Annotated in this window: 26 protein-coding genes; 14 read left to right on the forward strand and 12 right to left on the reverse strand. The window is 74.7% G+C overall.

Annotation, left to right across the window (positions count from 1 at the left end):
* Positions 1 to 46 precede the first annotated feature (46 nt).
* Together ACQP12_RS19820 and ACQP12_RS19825 are read right to left on the reverse strand one after the other, a co-directional pair.
* On the reverse strand, positions 47 to 1,375 hold the full coding sequence (locus ACQP12_RS19820) for a hypothetical protein (RefSeq protein WP_433280891.1): 1,329 nt from the start codon (positions 1,373 to 1,375) through the stop codon (positions 47 to 49).
* A 267-nt stretch (positions 1,376 to 1,642) separates the two neighbouring features.
* A complete protein-coding gene (locus tag ACQP12_RS19825) occupies positions 1,643 to 2,509 on the reverse strand; it encodes a hypothetical protein (protein WP_433280893.1) in 867 nt (288 codons plus the stop codon).
* 279 nt (positions 2,510 to 2,788) lie between these two features.
* Here ACQP12_RS19825 and ACQP12_RS19830 point away from each other — a divergent pair, with 279 nt between their 5' ends.
* The 6 genes from ACQP12_RS19830 (at position 2,789) to ACQP12_RS19855 (ending at position 6,445) form a co-directional block, all read left to right on the forward strand.
* Positions 2,789 to 3,874 (forward strand): DICT sensory domain-containing protein, encoded by a 1,086-nt coding sequence (locus ACQP12_RS19830; RefSeq protein ID WP_433280895.1) that lies wholly within the window; start codon positions 2,789 to 2,791, stop codon positions 3,872 to 3,874.
* Between the two features lie 81 nt (positions 3,875 to 3,955).
* Positions 3,956 to 4,144, forward strand: coding sequence for a hypothetical protein (locus tag ACQP12_RS19835; RefSeq protein WP_357943042.1), 189 nt, complete (start codon positions 3,956 to 3,958; stop codon positions 4,142 to 4,144).
* Positions 4,145 to 4,156: 12 nt separating this feature from the next.
* Positions 4,157 to 4,552, forward strand: a complete 396-nt coding sequence (locus tag ACQP12_RS19840; RefSeq protein WP_433280897.1) for an Asp23/Gls24 family envelope stress response protein — start codon at positions 4,157 to 4,159, stop codon at positions 4,550 to 4,552.
* A gap of 28 nt (positions 4,553 to 4,580) precedes the next feature.
* On the forward strand, positions 4,581 to 5,099 hold the full coding sequence (locus ACQP12_RS19845) for a hypothetical protein (protein WP_433280900.1): 519 nt from the start codon (positions 4,581 to 4,583) through the stop codon (positions 5,097 to 5,099).
* Positions 5,096 to 5,647 carry a hypothetical protein gene (locus ACQP12_RS19850; protein ID WP_433280902.1) on the forward strand — a complete coding sequence of 184 codons (552 nt, stop codon included), beginning with the start codon at positions 5,096 to 5,098 and terminating at the stop codon, positions 5,645 to 5,647. The genes ACQP12_RS19845 and ACQP12_RS19850 overlap by 4 nt, the downstream gene beginning before the upstream one ends.
* An 81-nt stretch (positions 5,648 to 5,728) precedes the next feature.
* Complete coding sequence (locus ACQP12_RS19855; protein WP_433280904.1) at positions 5,729 to 6,445, forward strand: helical backbone metal receptor; 717 nt, start codon at positions 5,729 to 5,731, stop codon at positions 6,443 to 6,445.
* A gap of 12 nt (positions 6,446 to 6,457) precedes the next feature.
* Here ACQP12_RS19855 and ACQP12_RS19860 read toward each other — a convergent pair whose 3' ends face one another.
* Positions 6,458 to 7,156, reverse strand: coding sequence for a CBS domain-containing protein (locus tag ACQP12_RS19860; protein WP_433280906.1), 699 nt, complete (start codon positions 7,154 to 7,156; stop codon positions 6,458 to 6,460).
* A gap of 217 nt (positions 7,157 to 7,373) precedes the next feature.
* Here ACQP12_RS19860 and ACQP12_RS19865 point away from each other — a divergent pair, with 217 nt between their 5' ends.
* Together ACQP12_RS19865 and ACQP12_RS19870 are read left to right on the forward strand one after the other, a co-directional pair.
* A complete protein-coding gene (locus ACQP12_RS19865) occupies positions 7,374 to 7,949 on the forward strand; it encodes a DoxX family membrane protein (protein WP_357943055.1) in 576 nt (191 codons plus the stop codon).
* 175 nt (positions 7,950 to 8,124) lie between these two features.
* Positions 8,125 to 8,493, forward strand: a complete 369-nt coding sequence (locus ACQP12_RS19870) for an FKBP-type peptidyl-prolyl cis-trans isomerase (protein WP_357943057.1) — start codon at positions 8,125 to 8,127, stop codon at positions 8,491 to 8,493.
* 60 nt (positions 8,494 to 8,553) lie between these two features.
* Here the strand turns inward: ACQP12_RS19870 and ACQP12_RS19875 are convergent, their stop codons facing one another.
* On the reverse strand, positions 8,554 to 8,907 hold the full coding sequence (locus ACQP12_RS19875; RefSeq protein ID WP_433280908.1) for an anti-sigma factor antagonist: 354 nt from the start codon (positions 8,905 to 8,907) through the stop codon (positions 8,554 to 8,556).
* 180 nt (positions 8,908 to 9,087) lie between these two features.
* Here ACQP12_RS19875 and ACQP12_RS19880 point away from each other — a divergent pair, with 180 nt between their 5' ends.
* Positions 9,088 to 10,107, forward strand: a complete 1,020-nt coding sequence (locus ACQP12_RS19880; protein ID WP_433280910.1) for an SMP-30/gluconolactonase/LRE family protein — start codon at positions 9,088 to 9,090, stop codon at positions 10,105 to 10,107.
* A gap of 150 nt (positions 10,108 to 10,257) precedes the next feature.
* On the opposite strand, the gene ACQP12_RS19885 is transcribed toward ACQP12_RS19880, so the two are convergent.
* The 5 genes from ACQP12_RS19885 to pdhA form a co-directional block, all read right to left on the reverse strand.
* Positions 10,258 to 11,535: an Ig-like domain-containing protein gene (locus tag ACQP12_RS19885; protein WP_433280912.1), complete on the reverse strand. Its 1,278-nt coding sequence runs from the start codon at positions 11,533 to 11,535 to the stop codon at positions 10,258 to 10,260.
* A 198-nt stretch (positions 11,536 to 11,733) separates the two neighbouring features.
* Positions 11,734 to 13,413, reverse strand: a complete 1,680-nt coding sequence (locus ACQP12_RS19890) for a right-handed parallel beta-helix repeat-containing protein (RefSeq protein WP_433280914.1) — start codon at positions 13,411 to 13,413, stop codon at positions 11,734 to 11,736.
* A 91-nt stretch (positions 13,414 to 13,504) separates the two neighbouring features.
* On the reverse strand, positions 13,505 to 14,896 hold the full coding sequence (locus tag ACQP12_RS19895; RefSeq protein WP_433289342.1) for a dihydrolipoamide acetyltransferase family protein: 1,392 nt from the start codon (positions 14,894 to 14,896) through the stop codon (positions 13,505 to 13,507).
* A 53-nt stretch (positions 14,897 to 14,949) separates the two neighbouring features.
* Positions 14,950 to 15,954: an alpha-ketoacid dehydrogenase subunit beta gene (locus ACQP12_RS19900; RefSeq protein ID WP_433280916.1), complete on the reverse strand. Its 1,005-nt coding sequence runs from the start codon at positions 15,952 to 15,954 to the stop codon at positions 14,950 to 14,952.
* Positions 15,954 to 17,159: a pyruvate dehydrogenase (acetyl-transferring) E1 component subunit alpha gene (gene pdhA, locus ACQP12_RS19905; RefSeq protein ID WP_433289344.1), complete on the reverse strand. Its 1,206-nt coding sequence runs from the start codon at positions 17,157 to 17,159 to the stop codon at positions 15,954 to 15,956. The genes ACQP12_RS19900 and pdhA overlap by 1 nt, the downstream gene beginning before the upstream one ends.
* Positions 17,160 to 17,231: 72 nt before the next feature.
* Here pdhA and ACQP12_RS19910 point away from each other — a divergent pair, with 72 nt between their 5' ends.
* Positions 17,232 to 17,738, forward strand: a complete 507-nt coding sequence (locus ACQP12_RS19910) for an Lrp/AsnC family transcriptional regulator (RefSeq protein WP_357943070.1) — start codon at positions 17,232 to 17,234, stop codon at positions 17,736 to 17,738.
* Between the two features lie 4 nt (positions 17,739 to 17,742).
* Here the strand turns inward: ACQP12_RS19910 and ACQP12_RS19915 are convergent, their stop codons facing one another.
* The 3 genes from ACQP12_RS19915 to ACQP12_RS19925 form a co-directional block, all read right to left on the reverse strand.
* Positions 17,743 to 18,717 (reverse strand): DNA polymerase domain-containing protein, encoded by a 975-nt coding sequence (locus tag ACQP12_RS19915; protein ID WP_357943072.1) that lies wholly within the window; start codon positions 18,715 to 18,717, stop codon positions 17,743 to 17,745.
* A 44-nt stretch (positions 18,718 to 18,761) separates the two neighbouring features.
* A complete protein-coding gene (locus ACQP12_RS19920; RefSeq protein WP_357943074.1) occupies positions 18,762 to 19,091 on the reverse strand; it encodes a hypothetical protein in 330 nt (109 codons plus the stop codon).
* A gap of 150 nt (positions 19,092 to 19,241) precedes the next feature.
* Positions 19,242 to 19,472 (reverse strand): hypothetical protein, encoded by a 231-nt coding sequence (locus ACQP12_RS19925; RefSeq protein ID WP_433289346.1) that lies wholly within the window; start codon positions 19,470 to 19,472, stop codon positions 19,242 to 19,244.
* 144 nt (positions 19,473 to 19,616) lie between these two features.
* Between ACQP12_RS19925 and ACQP12_RS19930 the strand changes: the two genes are divergently transcribed.
* From ACQP12_RS19930 to ACQP12_RS19945, 4 genes are all read left to right on the forward strand, one after another.
* The gene (locus tag ACQP12_RS19930; protein ID WP_433280919.1) at positions 19,617 to 20,348 is read left to right on the forward strand and encodes a histidine phosphatase family protein; all 732 of its coding nucleotides are present in this window, start codon (positions 19,617 to 19,619) and stop codon (positions 20,346 to 20,348) included.
* Positions 20,332 to 21,195 carry an NAD(P)H-hydrate dehydratase gene (locus tag ACQP12_RS19935; protein ID WP_433280921.1) on the forward strand — a complete coding sequence of 288 codons (864 nt, stop codon included), beginning with the start codon at positions 20,332 to 20,334 and terminating at the stop codon, positions 21,193 to 21,195. Before ACQP12_RS19930 ends, ACQP12_RS19935 begins: the two co-directional genes overlap by 17 nt.
* A 146-nt stretch (positions 21,196 to 21,341) precedes the next feature.
* Positions 21,342 to 22,817 (forward strand): S8 family peptidase, encoded by a 1,476-nt coding sequence (locus tag ACQP12_RS19940; protein ID WP_433280923.1) that lies wholly within the window; start codon positions 21,342 to 21,344, stop codon positions 22,815 to 22,817.
* 111 nt (positions 22,818 to 22,928) lie between these two features.
* Positions 22,929 to 23,429 carry a hemerythrin domain-containing protein gene (locus ACQP12_RS19945; RefSeq protein WP_357943082.1) on the forward strand — a complete coding sequence of 167 codons (501 nt, stop codon included), beginning with the start codon at positions 22,929 to 22,931 and terminating at the stop codon, positions 23,427 to 23,429.
* Positions 23,430 to 23,448 lie beyond the last annotated feature (19 nt).

The raw sequence follows: 23,448 nt of genomic DNA on the forward strand, positions 1-23,448 counted from the left end.
GGAGCCGTCCGGGGCGTGCCTCCCGGACGGCTCCGGCCGTCGGTGCTCAGTTGACCCGGATCCGCACGACGTCGATGGCGGGGGTCTGGTTGGCCCGCTCCATCATGGGGATGCGGTGCGAGCCGTCACCGGCCCAGACCGCGCACTGCGCGAGGCCCGACTGGGGCAGGCCGGGGATCTGGATGGTCACCTGGTCGGCCTGGTTGCTGCCGCCGCCGTCCTCGGTCGCCACGAAGAACGCCGGAACGTCCTGCGGGTTCGACGGCGCCGCCTGGGTGGTCTGCAGCATCCGGCAGGCGGTGTGGAAGTGGCCGCGGACCAGGCCCTGGTCGTTGAGCAGCGAGCTCTCCACGTAGTAGCCACCCTGGCCGGCGGCGAGGAACCGGTCGCGCACCAGGTTCCGGGTGCTGACCCGGAGGGTGAACGGCTGGTTGCGCTGCACCCGGTTCGGGAACTGCGTGATGAGCAGCGAGGGGTTGTTGGCGGCGGAACCGACCTCACCGAACGAGGTGCTCACGCACCGGTTGCCGTTCTGGAAACCGTCGTGCGCCTGCAGCTGGCTGTTGGTGCAGTCCTTGGCGAGCACGTTCAGGCCGTTGTTGCCGCCGTTCTGGCCACCGTTGTTGCCGCCATTGTTACCGCCGTTGTTACCGCCGTTCTGCCCACCGTTGTTGCTACCGGTCGGCGCGGCGGTCGGCCCGCCGGTCTGCCCGCCGTTGTTGCCGCCGCCGTTCTGGCCACCGTTCTGGCCGCCGTTCTGGGCGTTGTCGGCGATGACGCACTGGGCCAACTGGTCCAGGCCCTGCGGGCGCTGGGCGACCCGGCCGATGGCCGTCGCGATCCGGTTCAACGTGGCGGTCCGCTTCTCGGCGAGCGGCCGCAGGATGGCGTTGTTGATGAAGGCGCCGCCGTTGCGGGCGCCGTCGGCCGCCAGCCGCCGGTTGGCCTCGGCGATCTGGCTGTCCAGCAGGGCGAGGTTGCGGTCCACCTCGACGCGCGCCTGCTGGGGCACCTCCGGCAGCTTGCTCCGCACGTCAGGGCAGGCCACGGTGGGGGTCGCGGCGCCCGCGCCACCTCCCGTGGTCTGCTGGCACTCGGCGGCCGACATCTGCCCGTCACCCCAGTGGTTGCGCACCCAGCGGCCGTTCTGCCAGGTCCGGGTCGTGCTGCCGCGGCCGTCCGGCGCGGTGGCCCCCGGGCTCGGTGCCACGCAGGACGCCGAGGCGGTGCGGACGGCGGTCCGCCGGTCCTGGGCGGACGAGATCTGGGTGACGGCGACGATTCCGCCGAAGACCGCGAGCGTGCCGACCACGGCCAGCAGACGCTTGCTCCGCGCGTTACCGGATGACCGGCGCGCCCGTGTGGACCTGCGCATCGAATTGCTCTCCTTCTCGATCCGGTAGTTGACTGGTGACCCCGGCGGACCGATGGATTTCGGGGTGAGGATCACTGCGACGTTCCGGTCGCACGTCGATGACCGACGATGCCCTTTCCGCACCGTCCCCGCGCCGTCCGGCGCGGCGGGGAAGATCTGCGTCCATTCCCGCTTAGGTACGGAGCGAGGACGGCGAAGGTTCAACCGGGGATCGGGAGAATTCGCGGAGATTTCCGGGGCGGCCGGACGCGGCCCCGCGACGCCGGGTCAGTCGGCGCAGAGGTGGTCGAAGGCGAAGCCGCCCTCGAACTCGTCGCGCCGGGCGGCCAGCCGCCGGATCTGCCCACGCACCTCGTCCCGGTCCACCAGGGACGGTTCGGCGGCGGCCAGGTCGCGCAGCCGCTCACCGACCGCCACGGCGGCCAGGTCCTCGGCGAGCCGGCCCGGGTCCACGCCGCAGGAGAAGCGCTGGGCGACCAGGTGCACCCGCTCGACCAGGCACCGGCCGGGCCGCACCTCGACCCAGCTCCAGCCCTCGGCCGGGCCGTCCGTCCACCGCACGTGCAGCCCGCGGACGATCGGGTCGGCGAGCCGGCGCTCCACGTACGCCTCGACGGCGGCGGCCCGGGTCAGCGCCCCGAGGTCGTTGACCGGCCCGCGCCGGCCGTCCGGGAGCCGGCCGACGATGTCCCGGAACCCGACGGCGTCGCCGGTGTCCGGGTCGGTGCCGGCGGCGTAGCCGCGTGCGTCGATGACGTACTCGACGAGGCGGCGGGCGTGCTCGGCGGCGCGCAACGTCGGCGACTCGACCCGCAGCAGCGGCAGTCCGACCGCGGCGCAGACCGCGGCGGTCATCCGTTCGGCCCGGCGGGCCGGCGACCCGGCGGGTGCGGGCGGGGCGAACTGCACGGCGAACAGCGGCAGGCCGGTGTCGCCGGCGCAGACCACCTGGTCGAGGCCCTCACGCCCGGCGGTGCTCCACTGGTGCCCGGTGACGCCCGGCGGCCGGCCCTGCACCAGCTCACCGAGCCGCCGGCCCGGATACGCCAGGTGGCCGGCACGGGAGAGCTGCGGCGCGACCCCGGGTGGGATCGGACGCAGCCAGGAGGTGGCCACGCTGCCGGTGCTCGTCATCTCGCCAGATCCATCCGTCGCTCGGTCGACGCCCGAGTCTAGGGCGTCGATCATGGCGGCCGCCTCGGCGGTGCGGGGGAATCCGGTTGCCCGGACCGGCCGGGACCGGTGGAACCGCCCGTGCGGCGGTCCTCCTGAGCGCGGAACGGCGCCGCACGGCGCTCCGGGTGGAGCGCGTGTGGCGGCCACCAAGGCGGTCCGCGCCGGTCCGCCGGGTCGGCCACCGATCCCGACCCGTCGTCCGGTGCGCGGCGGGTTGCGGGGCCCTAGGCTCGGCCGGTGCACAGCGGACGGACCCCGGAGCGGCTGACCAAACGCGGCCTCGTCGCCGTCTCCCACGCCATCGAACGGGCCGCGCTGGCCGAGGCCGAGGACGGGCCGCTGGTCGTGTTCGCCCTCTTCCAGCGGCTGCCGTACTTCGCCCGGGAACACGCCGTCTACCGGCGGATCGCCGCGCGGGCCGCGGTCACCGTGGTCGGCATGGTCGGCGGCCCCCCACCGGACCTGCCCGCCGGGGCGTACCCGGTGGCGCTGGAGGAGACCGAGGATCTGGCCCGGGAGTGGAGCGTGGTGGCGCTGACGCCGCGCTTCGGGGCGAGCCTGGTGGCGTACGACCGGGCCGAGGTGGCGCCGGCGGAGACCCTTGAGGCCGGCCGCCTCTTCGACGGGCGCTGGGGCTTCCGCCGGGACGAGGCGCTGCACGACGTGCTCCGGCTGTGGGGGCAGCTCGCCGAGCGGCTGCCCGGGCCGGCGCGGGCCGGGCTGGAGGAGACGGTGGCGCGGGTCCGGGACATCCCCGCCGCGCCGGGCGAGGCCCGCGCCGAGGCGGCGCTGCGGCTGCTGGCCCGGCGGGGCGAGCGGGCGCACCCGGTCGAGCCGGCCGACGGCGTGCTCGACGAGCCGGGGCTGCGCCGGTGGACCGGCGTGGACGGCGTGACCGCCTCGGGCACCCTGCCGGTGGCGCTGGTCGGCCTCCGGGTGGACGAGCCGGCCGGCACACCGGAACGCTTCGGCCGCCGTGGCGCGGCCCGGGAGGGCCAGGCCGTGCTCGCGGCGGTCACCACCGTGCTGAGCCCGGTCGACCGGGCCGTCCGCGTCGCCGACAACGAGTTCCAGCTCATCCTGCCGGGGCGGGACGAGGCGGCGGCGCTCGCCGTGGTGGGCCGGCTGCACGAGGCGGTGGGCGGGCTGGCCCACTCGTACCCGTTCGTCGCGTACGCGGTGCACGCCGCGGTCACCGTGACCGCCCGGCGGCCCCTGCCGGTCGCCGACGTGCGGCAGGCGCTGGAGTGGGCGGTGCGCGAGGGCGTACCCGTGGCCTCCCTGCCCTCGGAGCGCGTGCCCGCCCCCGCCGCGGCGGGCTGACCGCGGCGGCCGGAGGCGTGCCCCGCCCGGAAACGGGTACGCCCCGCCGGTCCGGTCGTCGCCGTGGAGCGGAGGTGGGGCATGACGCGCGGGCAGTTCGGCTTCCTGGCCGGTTTCCTGGTGGTCGCGGTCTGGGCGCTGGGCGGCGCCGGGGCGGCCGCCGCCGCCACCGTGGCCGGCCTGGTCGGCTGGCTGCTGGTCCGGGTGCGCGACGGGGACGTCGGCCTGCCGGGGCTCGCCGACCGGGCGACCGCCGGCCGGCGTCGCTGAGGCGGGCCCGCGATGACCGGCACCCTGCCCCGGCGCGCCACCGCCCCGCCCGCGCCGGTCGCCTGGCCGGAGGAGCGGACCGGCGGGCTCGCCGAGGAGGCGGCGCGGCGTGCCCCGGCCGTCGTCGACGCGACGGCCACGGTGCGCGTCGACGGCGCCGCCGTCCGGGTCGACCTGGACCTGGTGGTCGCGCACGGCGCGCCGCTGACCGGGGTGGCCGAGGCGGTCCGCCGCCGAGTCGCCGCCTGGATCGAGGCGCACAGCGGGCTGACCGTCGAGGGGGTCACCGTCACCGTGGTGGACCTGCGCCTGCCCGGGGAGCCGAGCGGCCCGCCCGGCGGCGACCGCCCGGCGACCGGGCGGGACGGGCACCGGCGGCACGCCGCGGACGCGCGGGAGGCGACGTGAGCACCCCCGCCGGCGAGCGGAGCCGGCCGTGCGCACGGTGAACCGGCTCGCCACCCTGCTGCTCGCCGTGGCCCTGCTGGCCGGCGGGCTGCTGGTGGCCGTCGCGGGGCTGCTCGCCGCGCTGGGCCGCCCCGGTCCCCTGCCGTCCGGGTGGTCGGCCACGCTGACCACGGTCCGCTGGCAGGACGCCCCGGTACGCGGCGTCGCCGCCGCCGTCACCCTCCTCGGCCTGGTGGTGCTCGGCGCCGAGCTGCGCCGGTGGTGGCCGAACCGGCTGCGGCTCGCCGACGACGACGGCTGGCACCTGCACCGCCGCTCGGTGGAGCGGCGGCTGGCCCGCGCGGTCCGGTCGGTGCCGAGCGTCCGCCGCGCGCGGGTCCGCGTCCGCCGGCGCGGGGACGCCTGGCAACCCCGGGTGACCGCCACCGGCGACCCGGCCGCCCGGGCCGACGTCGAGTTCGCGCTGCGCCGGGAGCTGGACCGGCTGACCGCGCCCCGCCGCGACCCGATCGAGGTCCGGCTCGTCCCCGCCCGGCGGGCGCCGTGAGCAACGCCGCCCACCGGCTGCTGTGGACGGTCCTCGCCCTGCTGCTCGTGGCGGCGGGCGGCACAGCCTCGGCGGTCGGGGCGGGCCGGCTGCCCGGCGGCGACGTGCCGCTGGTCGGGGCCGGGCCGGTGACCTGGTGGCGGGCCGGCGCGCCGTGGAGCGCCCTCGCGGTGGCCGTGGGCGGCCTGCTGCTCGCCCTGCTCGGGCAGCGGCTGCTCGGCGCCGGGCTGCGGGTGCCGGACCGGCTCGGCGGCACGCTGTCGCACCCCGGCGACGGCGCCGGCCGGACCCGGGTGGCGACCGGGGTGCTGACCGACGCGCTGGAACGGGACCTGCTGCGGGCGCCCGGGGTCCGCCGGGCCCGGGTGGTGCTCACCGGCCCGGTCACCGGCCCGGACGTCTGGGTCGAGGTGCGCCTGGCCCCGTCCGCCGGGGTCGGCGCCGCCCGGGCGCACGTGGACGCGGCGGTACGCCGGTTCGCCGACACGATCGGCTGCCGGCCCGCCCACCTGGACGTGACGGCGCTGGTGGACGAGGTGGCCGGCTGATCGTCCGCTCCACCGGTCGGGCCCGACGCACCGGAGACCGTCGATAGGCGACGATGGGCCGGGGCGAGGGAGGGAGCCGTCGTGCGGGTGGTGTCGCTGGTGCCGTCGTTGACCGAGGCGGTGGCGCTGACCCGTCCCGAGGTGCTGGTGGGCGCCACCGACTGGTGCACCCACCCGGCCGGGCTGGACGTCGCCCGGGTGGGCGGGAGCAAGTATCCGGACCTGGACCGGGTACGCGCGCTGCGGCCCGACCTGGTGCTGCTCAACGAGGAGGAGAACCGCCTCGCCGACGCGGACGCGCTGAAGGCGGCCGGCGTGCCCGTCCGGGTCACCTTTCCCCGTACCGTGCCGGAGGCGCTGACCCAGCTCGGCGAGCTGGTCGCCGCGCTCGGCGTCCCCGGCGAGCCGGACTGGCTGCGGGCCGCGCGCCGGGCCTGGGCCGCGCCGCCCGCGCCGGCCACACCGCGCGCGGCCGTGGTGCCGGTGTGGCGGCGCCCCTGGGTGGTGCTGGGGCGGGACACCTTCGCCGGTGACGTGCTGCGCCGGCTCGGCGTCACCAACCGGTACGCCGACTACCCGGAGCGCTATCCCCGGCCCGGCCTGGCCGAGCTGCGCGCCCGGGCGCCGGAGCTGGTCGTGCTGCCGGACGAGCCGTACCGGTTCACCGCCGACGACGGGCCGGAGGCGTTCCCCGGCGTGCCGGCCGCGCTGGTCTCCGGCCGGCACCTCACCTGGTACGGGCCCTCGCTCGCCGAGGCTCCCGCGCTGCTCGCCGCCCAGCTCGCCGCGGCCGCCTGAGGCCGCCGCCGGTCAGGCGACCGGGGTGGCGTGCACCGGGTCCAACTCCATGAGCGTGGTGTCGTCCACGTCGTACCCGATGGCGTTGTGCACCGCGACCACGCCGCCGACCTGCCCGGCGAGCCGGCCCGCCAGCTCGACGGCGCTGCGCCGGTCGAGCCGTCCGTCCAGCGTGACCTCACCGGCGCGGACCTGGACGGTGACCAGGCCGTCCCGGACGGTGAGCACCCGGCGCAGCACCTCCCGCACCACCTCCTCGCGGATCTCCGCGTCGGCGCGCAGGTGCACCCGGAGCAGGTCGCCGCGGGTCACGATGCCGGCCAGCCGGCCCAGGTCGTCCAGGACCGGAAGCCGGTTGACCGCCTCGCGGTCCATGAGCCGGGCCGCGGCGGGCAGCGTGGCCCCCGCGTGGGTGGTGACCGCCGGGGCGGTCATCAGGTCCCGGGCCACCAGCGCGGTTGACTTCTCCCGGGCGGTACGCCGGCGCCGGCCCTCGAACACCCGCCGCTCGTCGGGGCGCCCGGCCCACTCCACCTTGTGCAGCAGGTCCGCCTCGGAGACCACCCCGAGCACCCGGTGGAACGAGTCCACCACCGGTACCCCGCTGACACCGCGCCGGATGAGCACGTCGACGATCCGGCGGTACGGGGTCTCCTCTCCCACCGTCGCGACGTCCCTGGTCATCACGTCGCCCACCTGCCAGGTACGCATCACGGCCTCCTCTGCTCGGCCCTCCTGTGGCGACGGTAGGCCGGCGCGGGCCGCCCAGGTCAGAGGCGCCCGGCAGGCCACGGCGGGCCGACCGGACCGGGTCGAGAGGGGACCAAGGTCCCGGTCCGGAGGGCACCGGTCGGCCCTGCTCGCCGGCCGGCCGGAGCAGTGGAATGAAGGTGCCACCGGAAAGCGCGGTGCGAGGCACAGAAGGGACGTGGAGACCATGACCGCGACGATCGAGCGGATCACCGCCAACACCACCGCTCCGGCGGCCGAGACCACCCGGGACGCCGAGACCACCCGCCAGAAGGCCACCCGGTACGTCTTCGCCGGACTCAGGATCGCCCTGGGCTGGACGTTCCTCTGGGCCTTCCTCGACAAGATGTTCGGCCTCGGCCACGAGACCGCGGCGAAGGCCGCCTGGATCAACGGCGGCAGCCCGACCAAGGGGTTCCTGACCTTCGGCGCGGCCGGCCCGTTCAAGGGCTTCTACCAGGAGATCGGCGGCGCGGCGTGGGCGGACTGGCTGTTCATGCTCGGCCTGCTCGGCATCGGCGTGGCCCTGCTGCTCGGCATCGGCACCCGGGTCGCCGCGGTCGCCGGCGGGCTCCTGCTGGTCATGATGTGGACGGCCGTGCTGCCCCCCGAGAACAACCCGTTCATGGACGACCACCTCATCTACGCGGGTCTGCTGGCCGGCCTGGCCCTGGTCAACGCCGGTGACACCCTCGGCCTCGGCCGGGCGTGGGCGAAGCTCCCCGTCGTCGCGCGGCTGCGCTGGCTGAAGTGAGGTCACCGCGGGCAGTACCCACCGGGCGGGCGTCACCGAGAGGCGGCGCCCGCCACTCCCGTGCCACCCACCGGTCCCCGCCGCCACGCCGCGGCGGGGACCGACGCGTATCGGCCGGCCGCGATCCGGCAGGATCGACGGGGACCGCACCTGTCAGCACCGAGGAGACCCGCTCATGGAGAAGCCCGAGGTTGGCCCGATCGAGGGCGCACCGCCCGCCGATCTCGTCATCGAGGACATCACGGTCGGCGACGGCCCGGAGGCCCGCCCCGGCCAGCTGGCCGACGTGCACTACGTCGGCGTGTCCCATTCGACCGGCCGCGAGTTCGACTCGTCGTGGAACCGCGGCGACACCTTCGAATTCCCGCTCGGCGGCGGCCAGGTCATCGCCGGCTGGGACCAGGGCGTGGTCGGCATGAAGGTCGGCGGCCGACGCCGGCTCACCATCCCGCCGCACCTGGGCTACGGCGCCCGGGGCGCCGGAGGCGTGATCAAGCCGAACGAGACGCTGGTCTTCGTGGTGGACCTGGTCGGCGTGCGCTGACCCACGCACCGTTCGCAGGGCCGTCGGCGGCACGCCGGCGGCCCTGCGGCGTTCGGCCGGTCAGGCCGCCGCGCAGGCGACCAGCTCCCGGGCCGACTCGCGGATCGGCAGCACCCGGTGCAGGCCGGTGGCCCGCAGCACCCGGGCGACCACCGGGTCGGGGTCGACCAGCACCAGCTCGCCGCCGCGGGCCCGGACCCGCAGGTGGGCGGCGACCAGCGCACGCACCCCGGCGGCGGAGAGCAGCCGCACGCCGGACAGGTCCAGCCGCAGCACCGGCCGTGCCGGCGCGGCCCACAGGGCGGCCCGGAACGCCGCCACGGTGGCGATGTCGATCTCACCGACCGCCCGCAGGTCCACCACGTGGTCGCTGACGCTCGTCGCCACGTGGAACCGGTCGCCGCCCTCTCGCATGCCCCGAACCTATCCCCCACCACCGACAGTTCCGGCCGCCCGCGGCCGGGGTTCCGGGTAGGTCCCGGGTGGGACCCTGAGCGGTCTCCGGGTCATCCCGCAGGGCCGGGGGCCGCAACCGCCGCGGAGACACGCCGCCGGGGGCTCCCGCCAGGGGCATCGGCGGGGAAGAATGGCCGGATGGCCGTCCCCCGCCCGCGCGCGCCCCTGCTGATCCGGCCGGTCCGTGAGCCGGCCACCGTGCCACCGCCGCTGGACGGGCCGTGGGCCCCCACCGACGCACGGCTGGACCGGGCCGACCTGCTGCCGCTGCCCCAGGGCGGGCACGGCCCGGAGGACGTGCTCATCGACCCGGAGGGCCGGGTGGTCAGCGGCGACGAGGACGGCCGTCTCTGGTGGTGGCCGGCGGACGCCCCGGCCGGCACCCGCCCCACGCTGCTCGCCGAGACCGGCGGCCGGCCGCTCGGCATCGAGCTGGACCCGGTCGACGGCGGGCTGGTGGTCTGCGACGCCTACCGGGGGCTGCTGCGGGTCACCCCCGACGGCGCGGTGCACGAGCTGACCGGCACGGCCGCATCGGTGCACCTGGCCGACAACGCCGCCGTGGCCCGGGACGGCACGGTCTACTTCACCGACTCGTCGGACCGGTTCCCCCTCGCGCACTGGAAGCGGGACCTGCTGGAGCACCGGCCCAACGGCCGGGTGCTGGCCTACGACCGGCGGACCGGGCGCACCGAGGTCGTGGCGGGCGGGCTCTACTTCCCCAACGGGGTGGCGCTCACGCCGGACGAGTCGGCGCTCATGCTTGTCGAGACGGCCACCCACCGGCTGCTCCGGGTGGACCTGCCCGACGGCCGGGCCACCGTGCTGGCCGACCTGCCGGCCTACCCGGACAACGTCTCGGCCGTGGGCGACGGGACCTACTGGATCGCGCTGCCCAGCCCCCGGCTGCCGATCATGGAGAAGCTGCTGCCGCATCCCCGGGTGCGCCAGCTCGTCGCCCTGCTGCCGGGGGCGGTGCAGCCGCAGCCCCGCCGCTACGGGCTGGTCGCGCTGGTGGACGGCACCGGGCGGGTGCTGCGCACGCTGCACGGCCCGAGCGGGACGTACCCGATGATCACCGGCGTGCGGCAGCACGGGCGGCGCCTCTGGCTCGGCAGCCTGACCGCGACGGGCGTGGCCCGGGTCGACCTGGACTGAACGCGCAAGGCGCGGGGCCGGCCCGCGGTGTCCGCTCGGTTCGGAGGGAAGGCGCGGGGCCGGCCCGCGCGGTGTCCGCTCGGTCCGTGGGGAACGGCGCGAGGCCGGCCCGCGTGTGTGCGGGCCGGCCCGGCCGTTCCTCCCCGGTGGTCAGCCGCCGCTGTTGCTCTTGGACGGGGCGGGGGCGGGCGACGACCCGCCGGCCACCGCGCCCGGGTGCGGCGTTGCGCTGTGCGTGGGCTTCAGCCCGGCCGGTACGGGCAGCGCGCTGCCCTTGATGAACTCGTCCCAGCCGACGTTCCAGGCCGTGAAGCCGTTGCCCTGATCCAGCTTCACCTCGGTGCCCTTGATGGTCACCAGGTCACCGACGTGGGTGACGCCCATCAGCCAGTCCGCGGCCGCCGCGGAGACGTTGGTGCAGCCGTGTGAGGTGTTGTTGAAGCCCTGCTCCCCCTCCGACCACGGCGCGGAGTGGATGAACTCGCCACCCCAGGTGAGCCGCTGGGCGTCGTCCACGTCGACCACGTAGGGATCGGCCGAGCCCCGGGTGTCGAAGGTGGTCCGGTCGAACTTCTCCATGATCACCATCTTGCCGCTGGAGGTCGGCGTGCTCGACTTGCCCATGCTCACCGGGACCTTGCGGAGCAGCTTGCCCTCCTGGTAGACGGACATCTGCTTGGTGGCGTTGTCGATGTCGATCGAGACCTGCCGGCCGATCTTGGAGGTCGCGCTGTGGTCAGCGTCGCCGATGGCGTCCTTGCCGATCGGCAGCCCTTCCAGCGCGCTCCGTACGCTGATCTTCGTGCCGGACTTCCAGTGGTCGGGCGCCCGGTATTCGACCTGCTTGCCGTCCGACTCCCACGACCAGGCGCCCGGCTGCGGCGGGTCGGTCTTCACGAACAACCGGCGCTGCACGTCCGCTCTGGCCTCTTTGGGAATTGGCGGATCGAATGCGACAACCACCGGCATGGCCGTCCCGTACGTCTGATTACTGGTGAAATAGAGCTCGCTGGTGACGGTCGGTTTGGTGGATTTCGCCATCGTGGTGAATGTCGTCTTCTGCGTGGTCGTCCGCCCGGAATCGCCGGTCGCGGTCACCTCCGCGGTGTACGTCCGCGAGTTGTCCAGCGGCCGGTCCGGCACCCAGCCCGACCCGTCCTCGCGCGGCTGCGCCGGCACCGGTCGCCCCTTGTCGTCGGTGAGTTTCACCGCGGTGACCTTGCCGCCGCTGACCGTGGTCCCCACCTCGGCGCTGACCGGCACGTTCTTCGTCCGGTCCGCCGGGGTCAGGTTCACCGACGGCGCCGCGGCCGCCTTGCCGTGGCCAGGCTTCACGGCCTCCCGCTGGCCGGCGGTGCACCCGCCGACCACCAACGGTGTGGCTGCGATGGTCACCGCCAGCAGCGTCATTCGCCGCCTCACGTCCATATTCCGCACCCCATTTCCACTCCCCCCATGGCTCACATTCTGTACGGCCGTCCGGACGCCGTGGCATATTCGGCGGAATTGCTTTGACCGGCCGAACTTCGATTTCGGGTCGGGCGTGCAGAAATGGGAATTGGCGACGCCGACGGGCGGGGTGTCACGGCCGCGACGGATTGCGCCCGGCGGGCCGGGACGACCGGTTCACCTCCGGTCGTCGTCCCCGTGGTTGCGTTCCCAGCGGCCGCCCACGGGCGGGGTGTCCAACCGGATGGACGCCTCAGCGTTCCCCGCCAGGTCGTTGTCCTCGACCCGGCAGCCGACGCAGTTGCCCTCCGCGGTGACCCACAGCCCGTGCGTCTGGGTGGTCGGATCGTGGCTGTCCCAGACCCGGTTGCCCCGGATGGTGGCCGAGTCCATCGCCGCGTTGACGGTGATGCCCGCCCGGGTCGCCGGCGGCCCGGGTAGCTCGTAGGGGCTGCCGGGGTTCGGGGTGTCCCCGCTCCAGCCCGTGAAGGCGCCCGGCCGGACCGGGGCCAGGTGCAGTTCGTTCTCGTCGTTCGCGGCCACCACCGCGACCCGCTCGCCCACCCGGATGGTCTTGCCCCGGTGCGCGTCGCCCCGCCAGGTCGCCCGGCGGTCGATCACCGACCTCTCGCTGTACCGGACCGTGTCGCCGCCGTTCCGGTCGCCGGGCCCGCACTGGCGGCCGTTCGCCCGGATCCGGTTGCCGACGACGAACGCGTCCCGGACCGGCCGGTCGAAGCGGACGGCGTCCAGGCTGTTGCCGTAGAACTCGTTGCTCTCGATGACTATCTCGCGGGCGCACTCCTGCCCCGTGTCGCCCAGGCTGCGCTGGTGGTAGCCGTACCGGCCGTTGCCGCTGATCCGGTTGCCCCGGACGGTGTACGGCCCCGGGGTGTTGCCGATGCTGATGCCGTCTCGCAGGTTCGCGTCGATCACGCAGTCGGTGAGCAGGCCGCCGCGACCCGCCGTGCCGGTGGTGCCCTTGGCCGACACCTGGAAGCCCGCGTCGAGGTTGCCGACCAGCGTGCACGCCGACACGACGAGGCCGTTGGCGCCCCAGTCGGCGATGCCGAAGCGGTTGCCCTCGGCGTGGCAGCCGATCACCCGGATGCCGCGCGGGCGCAGCCCGCCCTCGAACTGCAGCTCGAAGAAGATCCCGCTGGTGGCGTTGCCGACGGCCGAGCAGTTCACCACGTTGACCCGCTCGACGCTGCCCCAGCCGCCGATCCCGATGCCGATCCCCGCGCCGCCCATCTCGGTGCCGTTGTCCATCCGCCCGCACCCGGCCACCAGCACCCCGTCGATCATGCAGTCCTGGAGGAAGTCGCAGCCCAGGCCGGTCGCCGCGGTGTGGTGGATGTAGAGGTTGCGGAACATGCCCCGGACCACGTACTGGAGGCCCAGCCCCTTGGCGAGCGGGTTGTACTCGGCCATCGCCACCCCGGACCCGTCGATCTCGAAGTCGGCGAAGGTGCAGTACGCCAGGTGCCGCTCGCGGCTCGCGCCGTGCAGCTCGGCGGTGTGGAACGCCAGCGGGGTCGGATCGGCCCGGTTGCCCGGGTTGCCGAGCACGAACCGGGTGGCGCCGGGACCCGCGCCGACCAGCGAGACGCCGGTCCGCCAGACGGTGCCGGCGTCCCGGATCGAGTAGACCCCGGGCGGGCAGTAGATCACCCGGGCCCGCCCGTCGGCGGCGTACGCGTCGCCCAGCAGGTCCACCAGGGCGGCGAGGGCCGGCTGGTCGTTGGTCGTCCCGTCCCCGGTCAACCCGTGCTCCCGCGCGTCGCTCATCAGCGGCGCGCCGGCGACCGGATGCGGACGCACCCCACCGGCCGAGGGCATGTGCGGATCCGTCATCCGTCCCTCCCCGTCGGCGACCGGGCTCGTCTTCCCGGTCCGACGGCGGAGAAACCGCGGCCCCGGCCACGTCGGCGGCCGGGGCCTCGGCTCAGACGTTCGCCACCAGGAGGGCGGGCTGCTCGACGCAGTCCGCCACGTGCCGCAGGAAGCCGCCGGCCACGCCACCGTCGCAGACCCGGTGGTCGAAGGTGAGGCTGAGCTGCGTCACCTTGCGCACGGCGAGCTGCCCGTCGACCACCCAGGGCTTGTCCACGATCCGGCCGACGCCGAGCAGCGCCGCCTCGGGGTGGTTGATGATCGGCGTGGACCCGTCCACCCCGAACACCCCGTAGTTGTTGAGGGTGAAGGTGCCGCCGGTCAGCCGCGCCGGGGGCAGGGTGCCGGCCCGGGCGGCCGCCGTGGTCTCGGCGAGGGCGGCGGCCAGCTCCCGGGTGGTCAGCCGCTGGGCGTCGCGCAGCACCGGGACGACCAGGCCCCGGTCGGTCTGCGCGGCGATGCCCAGGTGCACCCCGGCCGACTGGACGATCCGCTGCCCCTCGGTGTCCACGTGCGCGTTGAGCTGCGGGTACTTCCGCAGGCCGCTCAGGCAGATCCGGGCCAGCAGGGCCAGGATTCTGACCGGCGCCTCCGGGGTGGCGGCGTTGATCGCGGCCCGGGTCGCCAGCAGCCCGGTGGCGTCCACGTCCACCCAGATGGTCACCTCGGGGATCTCCCGCCGGCTGCGGGAGAGCTTGTCGGCGATGACCTTGCGGATGCCGGTGAGCGGGATGACCACGTCGCCGTCGCCCGCCGGGGCCAGCCCGACGTGCGCGGCCGGGGCGTCCGGCACGGCGGCGAGCTGCGCGGCCGGGGCGGTGGACGCCGCCTCCACGTCGGCGCGGCGGATCACCCCGCCGGGTCCGGTGCCGTGCAGGGCCGCCAGGTCGAGGCCGCGTTCCCGGGCCAGCCGCCGGACGATCGGCGAGATGACCAGCGGAGCCGTCCGCGACCCGCCGTCCGCTCCGGTGGCCGGCGTCGGCGCGGCGGCCGCCCCACCGGCGGCCGGGGTCGGGTCCGCCGTCGCGGCCCCGCTACCGGCCTCGGGCTCCGGGGCGAGGGCCAGCCGGGGCCGGCGGCGCCGCCGGCCCGAGCCGCCGTGGCCGGTGCCGTACCCGATCAGGACGTTGCCGGAGCCGGCCCGCTCCTCCTCGCGGTAGGTGGCGTGCGGGTCGTCGCCGCCGTCGCCGTCGAGCGGGGCGATGGTGATGAGCGGCTGGCCCACGGGACGGACCTCACCCGCCGCGCCGTGCAGGGCCACGACCCGGCCGGCGTACGGGCAGGGGACGTCGACCACGGCCTTGGCGGTCTCCACCTCCACCACGGTCTGGTCCACGGTGACCACGTCGCCGACGGCGACCCGCCACTCGACGATCTCCGCCTCGCTCAGCCCCTCGCCCAGGTCGGGCAGGAGGAAGTCGCGGGTTCCGGTGGTGGTGGTCATGCCGTGCCGGCCGGGCATGGCCGCACGGCCCTCGCTTCGCTCGGTGCGTTCGCTCATGCCGCCACCCACCGCTCGTCCGGCTGGTCGTCCCACTGGAGCCGGGCCACGGTGTCCAGCACCCGGTCGACCGAGGGCAGGTGGGTGTGCTCCAGCATCGGCGCCGGGTAGGGGATGTCGAGACCGGAGACCCGCAGCACCGGGGCGTGCAGGGCGTGGAAGCAGCGCTCCTGCACCCGGGCGGCGATCTCGGCGCCGACGCCGGCGAAGCCCTGCGCCTCCTGGATCACCACGCAGCGGCCGGTCTTCCGCACCGAGGCGGTGACCGTGGCGTCGTCGAACGGCACGATGGTGCGCACGTCGACCACCTCCAGGTCCCAGCCCTCCTCGCGGGCGGCCTCGGCGGCCTCCAGCGCGACCGGCACCGCCGGCCCGTACGCGATCAGCGTGGCGTCGGTGCCGGCGCGGCGTACGACGGCCCGGCCGAACGGCTCCTTCCGGGCCGGCAGCTCCGCCTCGGCGCTGGAGAAGTAGAGCTTCTTCGGCTCCATGAACACGACCGGGTCCGGGTCGTCGATCGCCTCGCGCAGCAGCGAGTACGCGTCCTCGACGGTCGCCGGCGTGACCACCTTCAGGCCCGGGGTGTGCGCGTAGTACGCCTCGGACGAGTCGCAGTGGTGCTCCACGCCGCCGATGCCGCCGGCGTACGGGACCCGGATGACGATCGGCACGCTGAGCGCGCCCCGGGTCCGGTTGCGCAGCTTCGCCACGTGCGAGGCGATCTGCTCGAACGCGGGGTACGCGAACGCGTCGAACTGCATCTCGACCACCGGGCGCAGCCCGGACATGGCCAGGCCGACGGCGAACCCGACGATGCCGGCCTCCGCCAGGGGGGTGTCGAAGCAGCGCTTGTCGCCGAACCGGGCCTGGAGCCCGTCGGTGATCCGGAAGACGCCGCCGAGCTGCCCGACGTCCTCGCCGAAGACGACCACCCGCTCGTCGTCCAGCATCGCGTCGGCCAGCGCGGCGTTGAGCGCCTTCGCCATGGTCATGGTGGCCATCAGGCGTCCCCTTCCTCGGCGCGGGCGGCGGCCAGCTCGGCCCGGACCTGCTCGCGCTGCTCGACCAGTTGCGGGGTCGGCTCCGCGTAGACGTGGTCGAAGAGGCTGAGCGGGTCCACCTCGGGCTGGGCGTTCATCCGGTCGCGCAGCGCGGCGGCGTACGCCTCGGCCTCCTCGGCGATCGCGGCGACGGCGGCGTCGTCCAGTGCGCCGCGGTTCCGCAGGTACGCCTCCAGCCGGGCGACCGGGTCGCGGTCGCGCCACGCCTCGACCTCCTCGGCGTCCCGGTAGCGGGTCTGGTCGTCGGCGTTGGTGTGCGGCTCCATCCGGTAGGTGTGCGCCTCGACGAGGTACGGCCCCTTGCCGGCGCGGGCGTGGGCGACGGCCCGGTTGAGCACGGCGAGCACGGCCACCGGGTCGTTGCCGTCGACCTGCTCGCTGGGCACGCCGTAGCCGACGCCCTTGTAGGCCAGGCTCGGCGCGGCGGTCTGCCGGGACAGCGGCACGCTGATCGCGTACTTGTTGTTCTGCACGAAGTAGACGACCGGGGCCTTGAAAACGGCGGCGAAGTTGACGCCCTCGTGGAAGTCGCCCTCGCTGGTGGCGCCGTCGCCGATGAAGGCCAGCGCCACGGTGTCGCGCCCCTGGTAGGACTCGCCGTAGGCCAGCCCGGCGGCGTGCACGCACTGGGTGGCGAGCGGGGTGCACTGCGGCGCGGTGTGCACGGCCGTCGGGTCGTACCCGCAGTGCCAGTCGCCGCGGAGCAGGGTGAGCACCTCGACGGGGTCGATGCCGCGCGCGGTCAGCGCCATCGACTCCCGGTAGGTGGGGAACACCCAGTCGGTGTCGCGCAGCGCCAGCACCCCGCCGACCTGGCAGGCCTCCTGGCCCCGCGAGGACGGGTAGACGGCCAGCCGGCCCTGCTTGGTCAGCGCGGTGGCCTGGACGTCGAAGCGACGGCCGACGACCATCCGGCGGTACATCTCGCGCAGCGCCTCGACGGGCGGCTCCGGGTAGTCGTCCCGGGCGGGCAGCGGGGTGCCGTCGGGGTTGAGCAGTCGGACCGGCTCGGTGCGCGGCAGCAGGCCGGCCGACGGGTCTGCGGCGGCCGGGGTGGCCGGCCGGCGGGTGCGCGGGGATGCCCTGCGGACCGCCTCGGGTGTGGTCGTCACGGCGGGGACCTCCTGGACGTGTGGTGGCCCTATGCTTCCGCTGTCGGATGATTGACTCAACATCCGGCGTGAACGCGGGACGAATGGCACGGGGAGGCGGGCTTCATGAGCCAGGAGACCGGAACCGCACCGGGCACGACGGGCGGAACGGGACGTTCGGCCGGGCCGCTCGACGAGGTCGACCGGCGGATCCTGCGCGAACTGACCGAGGACGCCCGGCTGTCCATCCGCACGCTGGCCGAACGCGTGCATGTCTCGCGCACCAACGCGTACGCCCGGGTGGAGCGGCTGCTCCGCGACGGGGTGATCACCGGGTTCCGGGCCCAGGTGGCGCCGGAGCCCGCCGGGCTGGGCACCTCGGCCTACATTGCGCTCACCATCGAGCAGAACACCTGGCGCGAGGTGTCCGCCGAGCTGGCCCGGGTGCGCTACATCGAGCACGCGGCGCTGCTCAGCGGCGAGCACGACGTGCTGGCGCTGGTCCGGGCGCCGGACAACGCCACCCTGCGGGACGTGGTGCTGGACCGGGTGCAGAGCATCGCCGGGGTGCTGTCGACCCGGACCTGGCTGGTCTTCGAGGAGTTCGACGGGACCCTGAGCCCCTGGGAGTGACCGCCTAACGCTCGGGCGGGGCCTCCAGGCCCTCCCGGTCGGCCAGCTCCAGCAGCGGCTCCAGGGAGAACCGGCGCTCGTCCAGGCCGGCGTGCGGGTCACCCCGCTCGGCGAACCGGGCCGGCATGCTCACGACGTCGAAGTCCTCCGGCCGGGCGTCGTCCAGCTCCGCCCAGGAAAGCGGCGCCGACACCAGCGCCCGCGGGGTGGGCCGGATCGAGTACGCCGAGGTCACCGTGTGGTCGCGGGCCATCTGGTTGTAGTCGACGAAGACCGGCCGGTCCCGCTGCTCCCGCCACCAGGTGGTGGTGACCAGGTCGGGCAGCCGGCGCTGCATCTCCCGGCCCAGCGCCAGCACCGCCCGGCGGCAGTCGCCGAAGCTCCACCGCGGCTCGATCGACAGGTAGACGTGGATGCCCCGGCCGCCGGTGGTCTTCGGGTAGCCGACCAGGCCCAGCTCGTCGAGGAACGCGCGCACCTCGTGGGCGACCGGGACCACCTGGGCGAAGTCCACCCCGGGCATCGGGTCCAGGTCGATGCGGAGCTGGTCGGGGCGCTCCACGTCACCCGCCGAGACCGGCCACGGGTGGAACCGCAGGGTGCCCAGGTTGGCCGCCCAGATCACCACGGCCAGCTCGCTCGGCGCCACCTCGTCGGCGGTCCGGCCGCTGGGGAAGGTGATGTGCGCGGTGCGCACCCACTCGGGCGCGCCCGCCGGCAGCCGCTTCTGGTAGAACGCGTCGCCCTTGTTGGTCTGCCGGGTGGCGATCGTCGCCCCCTCGAACACGCCGCGCGGCCAGCGCTCCAGCATGGTCGGTCGGTCGCGCAGCGCGCGCAGGATGCCGTCACCGACGGCGAGGAAGTAGCGGACCACGTCCAGCTTGGTCAGGCCGCGTTCCGGGAAGTAGGGCTTGTCCGGGCTGGAGACACGGACCAGCCGCTCACCCACCCGGATCTCCTCGGCCGCCGTGGTCGCCACGCCTCACACCGTACGACGCGGACGGTCCCGGCGCGGGGATCTCATCACGTGATCAGCAGGACCCCGACGAAGATCAGCGGCACCGAGACGAACAGGAAGATGCCGACGCCGGTGAGCACCCGGCCCCCGCCGCCGTCCTCCCGCTCCGGAGCCAGGCCGAAGGTGGACCGGGCCGGCAGCATGCCGATCCGGCTCAGCGTCAGGTCACCGGTCATCCCGATCACCGCGCCGACCAGCATGAACGCCACGCCCAGCCGGTGGACGAAGTCGCCGCCGCCGACCCCCACCCAGATGCCCACCGCGATCCCGATCGTCACCACCGCGATCAGGAAGAGCACCAGCGCTTCCCGCAGACCCCTGATGACCGTCGCCACGTGCCGCCTCCCCGGCCACCGGGCCCACCCCGGTGCGCCGGTCAACATTCTGCCCGGTCGATGCCACCCGGCGCCGCCCGCGCGGCGCGGAGGTCCCGGGACGCGCCGGTGGCCGGGCGGGCGCACCCACCCGGCCACCGGCGCGTACGGTCAGCCGTTCTCCTTCTGGAGCCGTTCGGCGAGCATCTTCTTGCCCTGGTCGCCGGCCTTGCGGTTGTTCTCCTGGATCTTGCGGAACCAGGTGGCGAGCTCGGTGTCGCCCCGGTCCTCCGCGTCGGCGATGTACGTCTCCATCTGCCAGATGTGCTGGAGTGACATCTGCACCACGTGGATCAGGTCGTAGTTCTTGTCCTTGACCGGGCTCATCGGCTCCTTGACCATTGTCGCCACGGCACACCTCCCCTGGGTCGGCTTCGTCGCCCTGCGCTGGCTGACCGCGCTTACCCGCCCGGCCGTCGTTCACGCCCCACCGGCCGCGCCGGCCGACACGGTTACCCACCGGACCGCCCGGGTACCGGAGGCCGCATGGCGGAACTGGCAGCGCTCTGGATCGTCCGGCACGGCGAGAGCACGGCGAACGTCGCGGCCACGGCGGCCGAGGCGTCGGGCGCCGACCTGATCGAGCTGACCCACCGGGACGCGGACGTGCCGCTGTCGCCCACCGGCGCGGAGCAGGCCCGGGCGACCGGGCGGTGGCTGGCCGGGCTGCCCGAGGCGCGGCGGCCGGACGTGGCGGTGGTGTCGCCGTACCTGCGGGCGATCCAGACCGCCGAGCTGGCCCTCGCCGGCACCGGCGTGCCGGCGAGCCGGGACGAGCGGCTGCGCGACCGCGAGCTGGGCATCCTCGACGGGTTGACCGGCCACGGCGTCCGGCGGCGGTACCCGGACGAGGCGGCGCGCCGCGACCGGCTCGGCAAGTTCTACTACCGCCCGCCCGGCGGGGAGTCCTGGACCGACGTGGCGCTGCGGCTGCGCACCCTCCTCGGCGACCTGCGCCGGGACCACGCCGGCGGCCGGGTGCTGCTGTTCGGCCACGACGCGCTGGTGTTCCTGCTGCGGTACCTCGTCGAGGGGCTCACCGAGGCGGAGCTCATGGCGCTGACCCGGGAGCACGTCATCGCCAACTGCGCGGTCACCGGCTGGTCGGCCGACGCCGGCGGCCGGCTGACCCCGGACGTGTTCAACGACGTCACCCACCTGCACCGGCAGGGGGCGCGACCGACCAGGGAGGACGAGGTACATGCCGAGCCGGTCTGAGGTGATCACCCCCGCGCTGCTGCGGGACTGGGCGCTGCCGGTGCCGACCGGCGGCAAGGAGGCCCGGGGCACGGTGCTGGTGGTCGGCGGGTCCCGGTTCACCCCCGGCGCGGTGCTGCTCGCCGGGGTGGCCGCGCTGCGCGCCGGCGCCGGGGTGCTGCAACTGGCCGCCGCCGAGTCCACCGCCGCCGCGCTCAGCATCCAGGTGCCCGAGGCGCTGGTGGTCGGCCTGCCGGAGACCGCCGACGGCGCGGTCCGGGGCGACCCGGGCGACCTGCTCGGCGGCCTGGTCGCCGAGGCGGACGTGGTGACGGTCGGTCCCGGCCTCAAGGACATCGACAGCACCCGGGCGCTGCTGCACGCGGTGCTCGACGCGGCCGGCCCGGAGACGTCGCTGGTGCTCGACGCGTACGCCCTCGGCGCGCTCAGCCACGAACCGGACCTGCTGGTCGGGTCGGGCCGCAAGGTGGTGCTCACGCCCAACCTCACGGAGGCGCGGCACCTGCTCGACCGGAAGCCCGGCGACGACCTGGACGCCGAGGCGGTCGAGCTGGCCCGCCGGTACGACGCCGTGGTCTCCCTCTACGGCCACATCGCCACGCCCGGCGGGCGGGCCTGGCGGGAGGAGAGCGGCGACGCGGGCCTGGGCACCTCGGGCAGCGGGGACGTCCGGGCCGGGCTGCTCGCCGGGCTGCTCTCCCGGGGCGCCGAGCCGGCGCAGGCCGCCTGCTGGGCCGCGTTCGCCCACGCGGTGAGCGGGCAACGCCTGGTCCCCCGGTACGGCCGGATCGGCTTCCTGGCCCGCGAGCTGCTCGACGAGATCCCCTACACGGTGGCCACCGTCTGACGGGTGTTGTTCGACCGTTCAGGTGTGTGTAACACCACACCGGCCGGCGGCGCTGATCCCTCGAAGGCGAGCAGCCTGCTCGTTTTCCGCCGGCCCGCTTCCCGCCAGGGAGCGGGTCCGACCAGATCGGCCCCCTGGGAGTCTGTGTGAAGAACCTCCGTCGCAAGACACTGGCCGCCGCGTCCGCCGCGACGCTCGGCGTCGGCCTCGCCCTCACCGGCGGGCTGGCACCGGCGGCCGCCGCCGGACCGGACACCTCGTACCTGGTCCTCGCCCCGCAGGGCGCCAACACCAGCAAGGCCGCCGCCCGCGTGGCGGCCGCCAAGGGCACCGTCGTGGCCTCCTACGACCAGATCGGCGTGCTCGTCGTCCGCTCGACCAACCCGGACTTCGCCACGCAGGTGGCGGGGGCGGGCGTCGACTCGGTTGCGACCACCGCCGGCCTGGGCACCGCCCTCGACGAGGGCGAGACCGTGGAGGTCTCCGCGGCCGACGTCGCCGCCGCCACCGGCGACCCGACCAAGGAACCGCTCTACGGCCAGCAGTGGGACATGAACATGATCCACGTGCCGCAGGCCCACGCGGTGAACAGCGGCAGCGCGAACGTCGTCGTCGGCGTGCTGGACAGCGGCATCTCCAGCAGCCACCCGGACCTGGCGACCCAGATCGCCAAGGACAAGAGCACGTCCTGCATCGGCGGTGTCACCAACACCACCGAGGCGGCGTGGAACCCGACCACCAGCGACCACGGCACCCACGTGGCCGGCACCATCGCCGCCGCCGTCAACGGCGTCGGCGTGACCGGCATCGCGCCGGGCGTCAAGGTCGCCGCCGTCAAGGTGGTCAACGACGACGGCTACATCTTCCCGGAGGCCGCGGTCTGCGGGTTCATGTGGGCCGCCGACCACGGGATGCAGCTGACCAACAACAGCTACTACATCGACCCGTGGGAGCTGAACTGCAAGAACGACCCGCGCCAGCGTCCGGTGTGGCAGGCCGTGCAGCGGGCGATCCGCTACTCGCAGTCCAAGGGCGTGCTCAACGTGGCGTCCGCGGGCAACTCCAACTACGACCTGGCCCACAAGATCACCGACACCGGCAGCCCGAACAACGGGACGCCGGAGAACCGTGAGAACCTCACCAACGCCTGCCTCGACCTGCCGGCCGAGGCGCCGGGCGTGGTGACCGTCGGTGCGGTGGGCCCGACCGGGGAGAAGAGCTACTACTCCTCGTACGGCCAGGGTGTCATCGACGTGACGGCGCCGGGTGGCGACACCCGGTACCGGACGCAGGGTGCGCGCTCGACCTCCACCGACGCCATCCTGTCGACCACCTTCAACACCGCCACCCGCACCAACGGGTGGGGGTACAAGCAGGGCACGTCGATGTCCGGCCCGCACGCCACCGGTGTCGCGGCGCTGGCGTTGTCGGCGCACCCGGGGATGACCCCGGGCCAGCTGTCGTCGTTCCTGGAGCGCACGTCGGTGGCGCAGTCCTGCCCGAGCGGTGTCTACAACCCGGTGCCGCTGCTGGGTGACGCGTACGACGCCACCTGCTCCGGCGGGGCCCGCAACGGGTTCTACGGCGCCGGCATGGTCGACGCGTACAACGTGGTGAAGTAACCACGGCACCAACACGGTGGGGCCCGGCGACGTGTCGCCGGGCCCCACTTGTTTGTGCTGGTCGGGAGGCGGGTAGGGGGTCCGGCACCAGCCGACTCTAGGAGGTACCCGGTGTCCACCGACGCGATCGTCCTGCTCAAGGAGGACCACAAGGAGATGCGCCGCCTGTTCAAGGCCTTCCAGGACGCCGAGGAGGGCCCGGCGAGCGAGCGGCAGAAGCTCGTGAAGCAGATCCTCGAGGCGCTGACGGTGCACACCTACCTCGAGAACGAGGTGATGTACCCCGAGGTCCGCAAGCTCGTGCCGGACGTCGAGGACGACATCCTGGAGTCGTACGAGGAGCACCACGTCGCCGACGTGCTCTGCTTCGAGCTGTTCACCATGGACGCCGACGACGAGCGCTACAACGCCAAGACGACGGTGCTGATCGAGAACGTGCTGCACCACGTCGAGGAGGAGGAGCAGGAGTGGTTCCCCAAGGTCCGCGAGGCCCTCGGCCGTAACCAGCTCCAGGAGATCGGCCAGCGCATGATCGACCTGCGCCCGAAGGCGCCGAAGACGCCGACCGCCCCGAAGGCGCTGAAGAAGTCGCTGGACGCCGTCGTCGCCTGACCCGGCAGGACGTGGAAGC

It is taken from the genome of Micromonospora sp. CA-244673 (genome assembly GCF_050948395.1).
Lineage (GTDB): Bacteria > Actinomycetota > Actinomycetes > Mycobacteriales > Micromonosporaceae > Micromonospora.